The following is a 13,847-nucleotide window of genomic DNA, read 5'->3' as shown; positions in this document are numbered from 1 at the left end:
CCATCAGGCGCCTACTGCGTACCGCCGTTGGTCAGGATCATCAGCGCCGGCGACTGCTGGGTGGCGTTCTGGACGTCGTACATCGCGGTGAACCGCCGCAGCAGCTTATCGACCTTCTTCGGGTCCTGGAGGTCCTCGAGCTTGACGAAGCGGTTGATGAGATCGGCCTGCTTGGCGACATCCATGCCGGAGATCTGCGACGGCAGGCTGTAGGCTGTGGTGATGACCTGATAAAGCGCCCTGTCGCCGAGGATCCCATAGATCGAGGTGATGCTCGAGGCCTTGCGGCTGAAATAGAGCGCCAGGCGGACGCCGTCGTTGCTTTCGCCCTCCTGGTTTTCCATCGTTTGCTGAACGTAGAGCTCCTGGGTGTGTTCCTCGGCCGCCTTGTTCTGGATGGTGCCGATCTTGGCGCGGGTCAGGTTGCCGTCCTTGTCGAAATTGAAGGCAGCGACGATGTCCTGGAATCGCGCGTCGGCGGTGGCGTTGAGATAGCTCTTCTTGTCGTCGGGATCGGAGGTGAAGATCTTCTTCAGCGTTGCCTTGTCGTAATCCTCGGGGTCAAGGTTATTCGCCTTCAGCACCAGGTCGGTCAGCCGGCTGTCGTCCAGGAAGTCGTCAAGCGACTTTACCTTTGCCATGCCCTTGGCGAAATAATCGACTTCCGCCGTCGCATCCTTCGCCGCCTTGTCCTTCACCGGACCGTCCTTCATCAGCATGGTGATATGCGATCTATAGTCGGTGCCGTATTTGGCCATTGTCGCGTCGGGCAGCGCCTGGAAGGGTGATGCCGCCTTGCCGTCGGGGCCGAAGTTGAAGGCGCGCGCAAGGTTGGTGATGCGTTCATCCTTGAGCGAAGCGACATAGCCGTTCGGATCATAGGCATCGCTGGTCAGGATCTTGCGCATCATCGAACGCGATACGTCCTGGTCGGTCAGGCCGAAAGCCTGCAGCGCCACATGGAAGAGATCCGGGAGATTGTCGTTGCTCTTGCTGAAATCGGCCGCCGAATTGCTGCGCAGGAAATCATTGACGCTGTTGACGTCGGAGAAATTCAGCAGGCTGCTGCTGTCGGCCATGAGCTTCTGGTAGTTGGATGCGACCTCGTCGATCGCCTCGTCGCGCTCGTCGTCGTAGCGCGCCGCATAGTTGTCATTGGTGGTCTGCGCCTGATCGGCCGTCTGGACTGAGCTGACGACTGGAAGCGATCCATCGGCGGCGAAGTTGAAGTCGGCATTGAGATCGGCGTGACCGGCTGCTGCAGCCGCCGTCGCATCGGTCAGAATGCTCTTCAGGTCGGCGTCCGAGATATCGAAAGGCAGATTGTAAGTGCTCTTCAGGAAATTGGTGATGGCGTCATCGGCGATGAGATCATCGACATTGGCGATCGCCCCCATCCGTGCGGAATAGTCGTTGGTCCGGGCTGTCGAACTAATTTTCGTATTGCTGATCTGGGCGGCCGTCTGCGCCTGCATACCATCTTCAAGTGTGCCGTCCGCCTTGAAGTTAAAGGCAGCGGCAACGTCGGCATAAGTGCCGGTGCCGCTCTGGTCAGTCAGGATATTTCTGAGATCGAGATCGCTGACCGTCGACGGGATGCCGAAGGCGTTGCGGACGAAATTATTCAGTTTCTGGTCCGCCAGCAACTGATCAACGTCCGAGATGCCGGCGATGGTCGCCTGATAGTAGACGGCCGCATCATTCGCCTTGCTGGTGGTGCTCGCGCTCTGCGAGGCACTTTGCGAGGCGTAAAGGGTGGCGACAGAACCGTCCGTCTTGAAATTGAAAAGATCGTGGACGTCGCTATAGCCCTGGGCGCTGGCGGCCGCGGGATCGATCAGGAAGGTCCTCAACGTCGCATCGGAGACGCTGTCTGCGATTTGCATGCTGTTTCTGATGTAGCTGACGGCAACGGCATCGGACATGATGTCATCGACATTGGTGACATTGCCGATCATGCCGTTGAAATGCGCGGCGTTCGCTGCCGACTTGTCGGTGGTCGACTTTCGTTGCGCTTCCGTCTGAATTATCGAACCGTTGATCGAACCGTCCGCCTGGAAATTGAAGTCGGCATTGATGTCGGCATGGCCCTGAGCCGCGGCATAGGCCGAATCCGTCAGAATGCTCTTGAGGTCGGCATTGCTGAAATTCGTGCCGAGACCATAGGCATCCTTGATATAGCGCGCCAGCACATCATCGGCGAGCAGGTCGTCGACATTGGTGATGCTGCTCGATTGCGAGGTCAAGGTATAATAACTGCCGGTGTTCGACGCAGCCGACTGCAGATTGTTCGCCTGGGCGATAGACTGGGCGCGCGCCGTGCTCGACGTCGAACCGTCCGCCTTGAAATTGAAAGCATTGTAGACATTGGTAAAGCCCATCAGCTGGGCATAGCCGGGGTCGGTCAGCACCGTACGCAGCGCTGCGGCGGTAAAGTCGGCGCCCATGCTGTAGGCTGTCCTGATATACGAGGTCAGCCGGTTGTCGGCGACCAGGTCATCGACATTGGTGATCGTGCCGATCTTGGCGGTGTAATAGGCCTTGTTGTATTCGGCCGCCGTCTTGCCGACGTAATAGACGTCGGAGCCGACCGAATTGTCGATGATGACCGATTGGGAATTCAGTGTGTAGGACTCGATGACCGAGGCCTTTTGCGCGGCGGTCTGGGCCGTGCCGGTGACGGTGCCGTCGGCGTTGAAGCTGAACTGGGCGGCAAGCGCTTTATACTTGTCGCCGCCTTGCGTATTGACGACGCTCGTGGGGTCGCTGAGATCGCTGGTCAGCACCTGCCGCAGAAAGTCCTTCGACGCATAGGTGGGATCGATCTTGAAGGTCTTCAGCACATAGGTGCGCAACCGGGTGTTGTTGACCAGATCGTCGACGGTCTGCACGCTATCGATATTGTTGCTGTAATAGGTGCTCTCGGCGTTCGCGGCCTTTTCGGCATCGGCGAAGGATTGCTTGTAGAGGCCGATGAGCTCGTCCTCCTGCGCATCCGTCTGCACGTCCTTCTCCGGCGCGTTGAAATTGAAGGCGGCGGCGAATTCGCGGTAGCGCGTATCGGAGAGCTTGTTGGCGTAGCTGTCGGGATCGGTGAGATCGCTTTCCAGCACCTTCTTCATGAAGGCCTTGGCGTAGGTCATGTCCTCGAGGCCATAGGCCTTCATCGCATAGCTGTAGAGCTTGTAGTCACCGAGGAAGTCGTCGACATTGGTGACCTTGTTGATATGGTCAGCGTAATACTGGGCATCCTTCTTGACCGTCGTCTGCGACGCAACCTTGTTGAGGCTCGACGTCATGTCCCGCGACAGGATTGTGTAAGCGAGGGAAGCCGTGATCATGGAAAGCGCCCTTTTCGGCAAAATCTCTAAAAGAACGACGAAATGCTGGTGAGCATATTTTGCCATAGAAAGCTTACCTGAGGCTTACCTCCGGATGCATCATTCCAGGACACCACATCGTTCACCTTCCGGAAACCCTGCCGGATTCGGTTTTGATAACCATCAGAGGAGGCAAAGTTTTCTTAACCGCAATTTTTAAGCTGTACGGAACGGCGGCTGCCTATTGTCGGCCATAGAGGACGAAAAGTCCCAAGGAGAAGACCGGAAATCGGCTCTCAGGTAAGACAAGGGTAGAATGAAATGAACAATCCCGTTATGAAGCCCGCCTGGGCTGGCACGACGTTACGCCTCGATCCGTCCCGCTTTCCCCAGCAGGTCAGCTACGCCATCCACGATTGTTCGGATGACGTCAATATCACCATAGACGAACGCGGTGCGGTCCTGCGCAAGGTCCTCCCCTCCAGCGGCCTGCCGCTCTCGATTGCGCTGCCGAAGCGCGTTTTCAAGGGCGTCGCCGCCCGCGCCATCGACCATGGCGACGGCGATGTCACTGTCACTCTCGAACTCCATCACACCGATCCGGAGCTCTGCATTCCGCTGCTCGTCGCCCATGATCTCAGCGACATCGCCGCCGACTGGCGAAGCTGGTCCGAAGCCTTCCGCATTCCGATGCTGATGGTCGAGGCCGACGGCGTCGCCCGGCCGCTCGAGGATCACATCGGCGCCTTGCGCACCAGCGACCTCAAGCCGCGCCGCCGTCATTCCTACTTTGCCAACCGCCGCCCGCGCTTCCTCGTGCGCCGCACCACCGGCCGGCTGGGCGTCGCCATGAAGATTGAGGGCAAGGAAATTATCGCCCGGACTTAAGCGAGATCGCGAAAGTCCCAATGTGGCAATGCCATTTTGAAACCCGGCGCCCGCGCCGGGTTTATCGTTTCATCCACCGTCCCAATCAGGGAATGGCAAACAGCAGCGAGACGAAGAGGCCGAAGAAGATGATCAGGCCGACGCGGTTGTTCGATTTGAAGAGCGCCAGGCACTGGTCGGCATCGTTGATATCGAGCCGGACGATCTGCCAGGCGAACATGCCGGCGGCGCCGAGCAGGGCCAGGAAAGCAATGAGATTGGCGCCGGCAAGAGCGAAAGCGATGAACATCAGCACCAGCGTCAGCCCGTAAAGGCCGATCAGCCATAACCGCGTCCTGTCGCCGAACAGGCGCGCGGTGGAACGGACGCCGATCAGCTCGTCATCCTCCTTGTCCTGATGCGCATAGATCGTGTCATAACCGATCGTCCAGGCGACGGAGGCGGCGTAGAGCAGGATAGCGGCGAAGGAGAGGCCGCCCATAATCCCGGCCCAGCCCATCAGCGCGCCCCAGGAGAAGGCAAGTCCGAGGTAGAATTGCGGCCAGTCGGTGAAACGTTTGGCATAGGGATAGAACGCCACGATCCCGAGCGAGAGCACGCCGAGGAAGACGTTGAGCCAGTTGAACTGCAACAGCACGATGAGGCCGACCAGCGCCTGCAGGCCGATGAAGATTTTCGCGTGGGCGCGCGTGACGCGGCCGGAGGGCAGCGGACGCGACCGCGTGCGCGCCACTTCCATGTCAATCTCGTGGTCGACGAGATCATTATAGGTGCAGCCGGCGCCGCGCATGGCGACCGCGCCGATGAAATAAAGGAACAAATGAGACACCAGCAAGCTGCCGGAATAGATCCCCTCGCCGATCGCCGCATTGGCCGCAAGTGTCGCCGACCAGAAGCACGGCCACATCAAGAGCTGCCAGCCGATGGGGCGGTCCCAGCGTGCGAGCTGTGCATAAGGCCAAAGCCATGGCGGCAGGATCCGGTAGACCCAGTTATCGGAAGGTGCGTCGGAGACGCGATGGTTGAAGTCGCCGGTATCGTGCATGCCGCTCATCTAGCGGCGGGCCGTCGATGCGGTCAAGAAGCGATCATTGCACTGCCATTTGCATCACCGTTGGATCGATTCTGATCCAACGGTGAAATTATAGGGCAATTCAAAGCATTACAGCGCTGCGCATCTGAGATGGGATGCGCAGCCGCGTCAATCACTGCAGTGAGAAATTGAACTTGTAGGTCGCCGAGACGCCGATCAGGACCTGGTTCTTCGAGCCGCGGTCACGCACGAGGCTGCTGTCGGCGGCAGGGCCTGCCAGCCGCTTATATTCGAGGAAGGAACTTGCCGAGAGGTTTTCCGTCGCCTTCCAGGTCAGCGCCGCGCCTGCGCCATAGGATTGGATGCCAGACGACGGCTTATAGGGATCAAGGCCGCTTGCCGCCGCCTGCTTGGCGTTGACGCCATAATAGGCGTCGTAATAGCCGCTGGTGGCGAAGGTCGCACGCGGGCCGCCTGATAGCTGGAGGTCGGGGGCGATATCGGTGAAGGCATCGACCGCGAGATCGGCGACGATGCCGTCATGCGAGCGGATGCCCTGGCGGACTTCGGCGCGGGCACGAAGGAAATCTGTCGGGTAGACCTCGACGAAACCGCCGGCTTCCGCCCCCCATTTGACCTTCTTCAAGCCCTTCAGCTCGCTGCCGTCGCCGTCATCGCGCGACGGCACGAACCTGCCGACGATGCCGGCGCGGAAAGCGCCCTTGTCGATGAGGGCGAAGGACGGATTGTCGTTGCGCGAGGAAAAACGCGGGCCGGCGCCTTGGCGACCGACCGAGATCAACGGGCTGAACTTGAATTCATTGTGCGACGAGCCCTCGAATTTCGGGGCGGAGAAGCCAGCGACGCCGACGCTCAAATACCAGTCGCCGGACCAGAAGTGCTGGCCGCTTTCCTGGGCGGCCGCCGAGCCAGCAGATAAAAGGGCAATAGCCAAAGAGATCGATACGACTGATCGATGAGACACGTCCACACTCCAGAAAACGCAAAAACAAAGCCGCGGAGGGCGGCGGTCGCTACATCTATCCTGATGTCGTTACCCCAATGTTAACCAGGCAGACGACTGCGTCTGGTTTTTACCGCTGGTTCCAGCGGCGGATGACCGGCTCGGTCAGATCGTGCTCGTAGCCGAGCACGCTGATGCTGGCCGTATCGAGTACGAAACGGGAGCCGTCTTCCGGCGGCAGGCCGAGCCAGCGGGCGGCGAGGACGCGCAGGAAATGCGAGCTCGAAAAGACCAGGATGGTGCCGGCCGTTTGACGAAGTCCGCTAATCACGGCGTCGGCGCGATCGCCGACATCGGCGGCGAATTCGCCCTTCGGGCAGCCGTCGCGAAAGAGCTGCCAGCCGGGGCGGTTGGCAAGGATCGCCTTGGTGGTGATGCCTTCATAAGAGCCGTAGTCCCATTCGGCGAGATCGTCGTTGATCACCGCGCCCGATCCGAACCCGGCGAGCGCGCAGGTCTTGCGGGCCCGCTCGGACGGGCTCGACCAGACGGCGGAGAAGCTAAGGCCCGCCAGCCGGTCGGCGAGTTTGCGGGCGGCGGCCTCGCCGTTCGCCGTCAAGGGAATATCGCTGCGTCCGGTATGCCGCCCCGACAGGCTCCATTCGGTTTCGCCGTGGCGGACCAGGTAGATCTCGGGAAACGCACTGCTCATCGGCACAACCTTTCATGAGAATTGGCTCCTCGGCAAAATCGCCAGCGGAAGCGGCATTTCCGGGGGATCAGAATGTCACCTTTTCGAGCGGGGCGCGCCTCGCCTCGAATTCCTTCAACTTCGCTTCATTCCGCGCAATGTAACTGCGATTGTCGGGAACGGCGAACTGGTTCTTGGCGATCTGGATCTGCAGGATGAAAAGCTCGTCCCAGCGGAAGCCCATTTCGGAACCCGCCAGATAGAATTCCCACATGCGGAAGAACTGCTCGTCGTAAAGTGCCACCGCTTCGGCCTTGCGCGCCACGAAACGCTCGCGCCAATGACGCAGCGTATAGGCATAATGCAGCGGCAGGATTTCGATATCCTTGACCAGCAGCCCGGCCTTTTCAAGCGGCGGCACGACCTCGCCGACGGAAGGGATGTAGCCGCCCGGGAAAATGTATTTCTCGATGAAGGCATTGGTGCCGAAGCTCGGCTTGGGGCGGCCGATCGAATGCAGCACCATGACGCCGTTGTCATCGAGGAGATCCGATACCTTGCGGAAGAAATTGCCGTAGTGGCCGATGCCGACATGTTCGAACATGCCGACCGAGACGATACGGTCGAACTTCCTGCCCGTCATGGTGCGGTAGTCCTGCAGTTCGAAACGCACACGGTCGGCAAGGCCGCGCTTTTCGGCGCGCGCACGCGAGACCTTGAGCTGCTCCTCGCTCAGCGTGATGCCGGTGAACTCGGCACCTTCCGTCGCCTCCGTCAGGTACATGCCCATGCCGCCCCAGCCGGAGCCGATCTCCAGGATGCGCTGGTTCGGCTCGAGCAGAAGCTTGGCGGCGATATGGCGCTTCTTGGCGAGCTGCGCCTCGTCGAGACCAATGCCCGGCGGCTCGAAATAGGCGCAGGAATATTGCCAGTCCTCGTCGAGGAAAAGATCGAAGAGCTTGGCCGACAGGTCGTAATGATGGGCGACATTGTGCTTGTTGCGATTGACCGGCACGCGGCTCTTCAGCTGCTGCCAGGCAATGCGGCCGAGGAGCAGTGCCGCCATCTTGAAATCGAAGATCTCGTTGGTGGTGTTCTGCTTCACCAGCGACAGGAAATCATAGATGTTGCCCTGTTCGAGAATGAACCGGCCTTGCATGTACATTTCGCCGAGCTTCATGGTCGGGTCGCGCCGGATGGCGTCCTCGGCCTCCTGATCGGCAAGGCGGGCGACAACGGTTTCACCGGTGCCGTCGCCGATAATGTGGGTTTCGCCATTGGCAAGGGTAAGTTTCAACGAACCCTTGCGGACGATTTGCTGGACGATCGATAAGAATGCCGACGCCATGGACGCCTCGCAAATGTGACAGGATGGTCACATCAACTTAATCGCTCTCTTTCGCCTTACAAGCGCCGGATTTAGCACTCCGCTCAGAACGCTGCCAAACTGTTGCATTTTTGCCGAAATTCCGGCTAAACCCTTATTTTCGCTTCATGGCTTCGGCAAGTGCTGCACCGAATGCACCCTGGCTTTCGGCTTTCTGCGCCGCCGGCCGGCGCTCGTTCTGTGGCCGGGAACCCTGACTTCCGCGAGAATCACCACGCGGCGGCGGCGCTGAAGAGCCGTCATCACGTTTCATCGAGAGAGCGATGCGCTTGCGCTTGGCATCGACTTCAACAACACGCACCTTGACGACGTCGCCGGCCTTGACGACGTCGTGAGGGTCCTTGACGAAACGATCGGCAAGCTGGGACACGTGCACCAGACCATCCTGGTGCACGCCGATATCGACGAAGGCGCCGAAGGCGGCGACGTTGGTCACCGTGCCTTCCAGCACCATGCCGGGCTTCAGGTCGGAAATTTCGTTGACTCCCTCGGCAAAGGTCGCGGTCTTGAAGCTCGGACGCGGGTCGCGGCCGGGCTTTTCCAGCTCTGCGATAATGTCCCTGACCGTCGGCAGACCGAATTTCTCGTCGATAAACTGGCGCGGATCGACCGATTTCAACACGGCGCTATCGCCCATCAGCGCGCGCAGATCACGGCCGCAGGCGGCGACGATCTTCTTGGCGACGCCATAGGCCTCCGGATGCACCGAGGAGGAATCGAGCGGCTCCTTGCCGTTGGGAATGCGCAGGAACCCGGCGCATTGCTCGAAGGTGCGGCCGCCCAATCTGGCGACCTTCAGGAGATCCTTTCGCGTCTCGAAACGGCCCTCGCTGTCGCGGTGGCGGACGATAGCGTCGGCGATCGACGGGCCGAGGCCGGAGACACGCGCGAGCAGCGGCGCTGACGCCGTGTTGAGGTCGACACCGACGGCATTCACCGCGTCTTCCACCACGGCATCGAGCGAACGCGACAGCTTCTGCTGGTCGACGTCATGCTGATATTGGCCGACGCCGATCGACTTCGGCTCGATCTTGACGAGTTCGGCCAGCGGATCCTGCAGGCGCCGCGCGATGGAGACGGCGCCGCGCAGCGACACGTCGAGATCGGGGAATTCTGCCGCTGCGGTCGCCGAGGCGGAATAGACCGAGGCGCCGGCTTCCGACACGATGACCTTGGTCGGCTTCGGCGCCGGCAACTCGGCCAGCATGTCGGCCACCAGCTTTTCGGTTTCGCGGCTGCCGGTGCCGTTGCCGATCGAGATCAGCTCGACATTGTGCTTGCGGACCAGCGATGCGAGCTCGACCTGGGCACCGCGCACATCGTTCCTCGGCTGGAAGGGATAGACGGTCGATGTCGCCACCACCTTGCCGGTGCCGTCGACGACGGCGACCTTGACGCCAGTGCGGATGCCGGGGTCGAGACCCATCGTCGCGCGCGAGCCGGCGGGCGCTGCCAAAAGCAGGTCCTTGAGATTGCGGGCGAAGACATGGATCGCCTCCTCTTCGGCCCTTTCGCGCAGTTCCCGCATCAGGTCGAGCGAGAGCGACATGGAAAGCTTGACGCGCCAGGTCCAGCTTGCGACCTCCATCAGCCAGCGGTCGCCGGGACGGCTCGTACCGATCTCGTAGGCCGCCACGATCATGCGTTCGACCGGCTTGTTCGGAGAAGTCGTCTCGGCGTCGGCCTCGATCGTCAGCGTCAGCACCTCCTCGTTCCAGCCGCGCAGCATGGCGAGCGCGCGGTGGCCGGGGGCGGTCGCCCAGCGTTCGGAATGGTCGAAATAGTCGGAAAACTTCTCGCCCGTCGCCTGCTTGCCGTCGACGACTTTCGCCTTCAGCAGCGAGGCCTGGCGCATATGGGCGCGCAGCTTGCCGAGCAGGTCGGCATTTTCGGCAATGCCTTCGGCGATGATGTCGCGCGCGCCTTCCAGCGCCGTCTTCACATCGGGCACATCAGCTGTGATGAAGCCTTCGGCCAATGCCGCCGGTTCCCTGGCGCGGTCGGCAAGGATCGTCTCGGCGAGCGGGCCGAGGCCGCGTTCGCGGGCGATTTCGGCCCGCGTGCGGCGCTTCGGCTTGTAGGGCAGGTAGAGATCTTCCAGCTCGGCCTTGGTTTCGGCGCCTGCGACCTTCACCATCAGCTCGTCGGTCATCTTGCCCTGGCCGGTAATCGATTCGACGATCGCGTCGCGCCGGGCTTCGAGTTCGCGCAGATACACCAGCCGCTCGGCGAGATTGCGCAGCTGCGTATCATCCAGCCCACCCGTCACTTCCTTGCGGTAACGGGCGATGAAGGGCACGGTTGCGCCCTCGTCGAGCAGCTCGATGGCGGCTTTGGCCTGTTCGGGCCGGGCGTTGATTTCGGCGGAGATGCGGGCTGCGAGAAAACGGAGGTCTGCGGCCATGAGATTTCCTGTTTCGTCAGAGGTGGCGGGACCATAGCGGCGAAAAGCGGCAAGGCAATGTTGGAGTTTACGGCCGAGCGCCGATCCACAGGATAAGCAGGCCGGAAAGACGGCGATTTTGCGGTTGTGCAGATGCGCCATTCTTTGCTAGCAGAAGCAACGTTTTGACCCGGCGCCTATGCCATCCCTCCCCTGTCGCGGGAGGCAAGGAAATTCGACATGCCAAACCTTCTTCTCGAACTCCGCTCCGAAGAGATTCCGGCCCGCATGCAGCGCAAGGCTGCCGGCGACCTGAAGAAGCTCGTCACCGATGCGCTTGTCGAAGCGGGTCTGTCCTACGAGGGCGCACGCGAATACTGGACGCCGCGGCGGCTTGCGCTCGACATCCATGGCCTGACGGCACGCTCCGCCGATGTGCGCGAGGAACGCAAGGGACCGCGCACCGACGCCAACGAGAAGGCGATTGAAGGCTTTTTGCGCGGCGCCGGGCTTTCCTCGGTTTCCGAGGCGCAGGTGGTGAGCGATCCGAAGAAGGGCGATTTCTACGTCGCGGTCATCTCCAAGCCCGGCCGCGCGACGGAAGAGATTGTCAGCGATATTATGCCCGGCATCATCCGAGATTTTCCCTGGCCGAAATCGATGCGCTGGGGCAAGGCCTCGTCGAAGCCCGGCGCCCTGCGCTGGGTGCGGCCGCTGCAGTCGATCGTCTGTACCTTCGGCCCGGAGCATGAAGAGACTACCGTCATCCCCTTCGAGATCGACGGCATCACCGCTTCCAACATCACCTACGGCCATCGCTTCCATGCGCCCGAGGCGATCACCGTGCGGCGCTTCGACGATTATGCGGCGAACCTGGAAAAGGCGAAGGTCATCCTCGACGCCGAGCGACGCAAAGACATCATCCTGCACGATGCCCGCGACATCGCCTTTGCCAACGGGCTGGAGCTGGTGGAAGACGAAGGTCTGCTGGAAGAAGTCTCCGGCCTCGTCGAATTGCCGCAGGTGCTGATGGGCAGTTTCGAGGAGGATTATCTCTCGATCCCCTCCGAAATCATCCGGCTGACGATCAAGACCAACCAGAAATGTTTCGTGACGCGCGCGAGCGGCAGCGAGACGCTGTCGAACAAGTTCATCCTCGTCTCCAACATCCAGGCAAGCGACGGCGGCAAGGAAATCGTCCACGGCAACGGCAAGGTGGTGCGGGCAAGGCTTTCCGATGCGCTGCATTTCTGGAAGCGCGACCAGGGCAATCTGCCGGATCTCGATACGCTCACGGCTTCGGCGGCAAAGTTCGGCCTCGACATCAACAAGCCGCTCGACCAGCGCATGGCCAAGCTCGATGCGCTCAATGTGACCTTCCATGCCAAGCTCGGCACGCAGGGCGCACGCGTCGCCCGCATCCGCACGCTGGCCAAGGAATTGGCTGATATCACCGGCGCCGACGCGGCTCTCATCGATCGCGCCGCCGTGCTCGCCAAGGCCGATCTGCGCACCGAAGCCGTCGGCGAATTCCCGGAGCTGCAGGGCTTGATGGGCCGCAAATATGCAGTGCTGCAGGGCGAGAATGCCTCCGTTGCCGCAGCGATCGAGGACCACTACAAGCCCCAGGGTCCGTCGGACCGCGTGCCGGAGGACAGAGTGGCGATCACCATCGCCCTTGCCGACAAGCTCGATACGCTGATCGGCTTCTGGGGGATCGAAGAAAAGCCGACCGGGTCGAAGGATCCGTTTGCGCTGCGCCGCGCTGCACTCGGTGTCGTCAGGATCCTGCTCGAGCGAAGGATCCGCCTGCCGCTGATGGCAACGACCAGGGATGGCGACCTGCTCTCCTTCTTCCACGACCGTCTCAAGGTCTATCTGCGCGACCAGGGCGCCCGCCACGATCTGATCGACGCCGTGCTGACGCCTGATGCCGACGACCTGTTGATGGTGGCGCGCCGCGTCGAAGCGCTGACGGCCTTCATCACCTCGGAAGACGGCAAGAACCTGCTTGCCGGCACCAAACGCGCGACGCAGCTGCTCGCCGCCGAGGAAAAGAAGGGCACCGTGATCGCCGACGGCGTTTCGCCAGCGCTTCTGAAGCTCGATGCCGAGAAGGAGCTCTTCACCGCAATCTCCAGCGCCTCGAAGGATGCCTCGGACGCCGTTGCCGGTGAGGATTTCCGCTCGGCGATGGAAGCGCTCTCCAAGCTGCGCGGCCCGGTCGACCGCTTCTTCGAAGAGGTACTCGTCAACGACGAGGACGCCGCCATCCGCGCCAACCGTCTCGCTTTGCTGCGGCTGATCCGCGAGGCGACGGGGACGGTTGCGGATTTCTCGAAGATTTCGGGGTGATGTTGCCAGTACGCACGCGGCGCTTGCCACGTGGGTGCTGGCGTTAAATACGTTTGGCGCCGATGTTGCGCCGTCTCAAAAACATCTGCCCCTCACCCTAACCCTCTCCCCGTAACGGGGCGAGGGAACGTGCCCTACGAGAGGTGGGCGAGGAACGGAGAGGTTGCGGCTATCCCCTTCGCCCCGCGAGCGGGGAGAAGGTGCCGGCAGGCGGATGAGGGGCTGGTGCAGTCGTTACCCCTTGAAGAGCGGCTATCCAACGCTGGCATTGCCGCCGCCGCGGCGCTATTCAAGAGACATGCAGAGCAAGATTCTCGTCAGCGCCTGTCTCATGGGCCACGCCGTTCGGTATGACGGGCGAGCGAAGCCGTTGCTTCATCCGGCGATCGAGACATGGCGGGCCGAGGGCCGGCTGGTGACGATCTGTCCGGAGATGTCGGCGGGCATGACGGTGCCGCGGCCGCCGGCGGAGATCGCAGAGGCGGCAAGCGGCGAAGAGGTGCTGGCCGGCAAGGCGCGGGTTGTCGAGCTGACGGGCGCCGACGTAACGGAAGAGTTCCTGCGGGCAGCAAAGAATGCCGTGGCGCTCGCGAGGCAGACCGGCTGCCACTATGCGCTGCTCATCGACGGCAGCCCGTCCTGCGGATCCGGTTTCATTTATGACGGCACGTTTTCCGGCCGCAAGCAGGCCGGTAATGGCGTGACGGCGGCGGCGCTGAAAGCAGCCGGTGTCGAAGTGTTTTCCGATCGCGAAATCGAACTGTTGATCGAACGTATCGCGCGATGAGCTTCAAAATGGCACGGCCGCCGGAGAACCGACGGCCGC

General features: G+C 61.5%; 9 protein-coding genes. 3 read left to right on the top strand and 6 right to left on the bottom strand.

Going from position 1 to position 13,847, the window contains the following annotated elements; genetic code table 11:
* Positions 1 to 11: 11 nt before the first annotated feature.
* Positions 12 to 3,341 (bottom strand): DUF1217 domain-containing protein, encoded by a 3,330-nt coding sequence (locus tag HFO71_RS09565; protein ID WP_221969695.1) that lies wholly within the window; start codon positions 3,339 to 3,341, stop codon positions 12 to 14.
* A 300-nt stretch (positions 3,342 to 3,641) separates the two neighbouring features.
* Here HFO71_RS09565 and HFO71_RS09560 point away from each other — a divergent pair, with 300 nt between their 5' ends.
* Entirely contained in the window at positions 3,642 to 4,208 is a 567-nt protein-coding gene (locus HFO71_RS09560) for a DUF6101 family protein (RefSeq protein ID WP_027666623.1), read from the top strand.
* Positions 4,209 to 4,293: 85 nt separating this feature from the next.
* On the opposite strand, the gene ubiA is transcribed toward HFO71_RS09560, so the two are convergent.
* From ubiA to HFO71_RS09535, 5 genes are all read right to left on the bottom strand, one after another.
* A complete protein-coding gene (ubiA, locus tag HFO71_RS09555) occupies positions 4,294 to 5,253 on the bottom strand; it encodes a 4-hydroxybenzoate octaprenyltransferase (protein ID WP_221969696.1) in 960 nt (319 codons plus the stop codon).
* 160 nt (positions 5,254 to 5,413) lie between these two features.
* Positions 5,414 to 6,226, bottom strand: a complete 813-nt coding sequence (locus tag HFO71_RS09550; protein ID WP_017959210.1) for a MipA/OmpV family protein — start codon at positions 6,224 to 6,226, stop codon at positions 5,414 to 5,416.
* Between the two features lie 109 nt (positions 6,227 to 6,335).
* Positions 6,336 to 6,917, bottom strand: a complete 582-nt coding sequence (locus tag HFO71_RS09545; protein WP_017959209.1) for a histidine phosphatase family protein — start codon at positions 6,915 to 6,917, stop codon at positions 6,336 to 6,338.
* Positions 6,918 to 6,984: 67 nt separating this feature from the next.
* Positions 6,985 to 8,244, bottom strand: coding sequence for an SAM-dependent methyltransferase (locus HFO71_RS09540; protein WP_131642433.1), 1,260 nt, complete (start codon positions 8,242 to 8,244; stop codon positions 6,985 to 6,987).
* A 133-nt stretch (positions 8,245 to 8,377) separates the two neighbouring features.
* Positions 8,378 to 10,687, bottom strand: a complete 2,310-nt coding sequence (locus tag HFO71_RS09535) for a Tex family protein (RefSeq protein WP_170268266.1) — start codon at positions 10,685 to 10,687, stop codon at positions 8,378 to 8,380.
* A gap of 219 nt (positions 10,688 to 10,906) precedes the next feature.
* Between HFO71_RS09535 and glyS the strand changes: the two genes are divergently transcribed.
* Together glyS and HFO71_RS09525 are read left to right on the top strand one after the other, a co-directional pair.
* Positions 10,907 to 13,021 (top strand): glycine--tRNA ligase subunit beta, encoded by a 2,115-nt coding sequence (gene glyS / locus HFO71_RS09530; protein WP_221969702.1) that lies wholly within the window; start codon positions 10,907 to 10,909, stop codon positions 13,019 to 13,021.
* A gap of 298 nt (positions 13,022 to 13,319) precedes the next feature.
* Positions 13,320 to 13,808 (top strand): 2-thiouracil desulfurase family protein, encoded by a 489-nt coding sequence (locus HFO71_RS09525; RefSeq protein ID WP_221969704.1) that lies wholly within the window; start codon positions 13,320 to 13,322, stop codon positions 13,806 to 13,808.
* The last annotated feature ends 39 nt before the right edge of the window (positions 13,809 to 13,847 follow it).

Origin of the sequence: Rhizobium laguerreae, assembly GCF_019778565.1 — a bacterium.
GTDB lineage: Bacteria > Pseudomonadota > Alphaproteobacteria > Rhizobiales > Rhizobiaceae > Rhizobium > Rhizobium laguerreae.
Note: the sequence above shows the minus strand (reverse complement) of the source record. Positions and strands in the feature narration are given on the sequence as shown.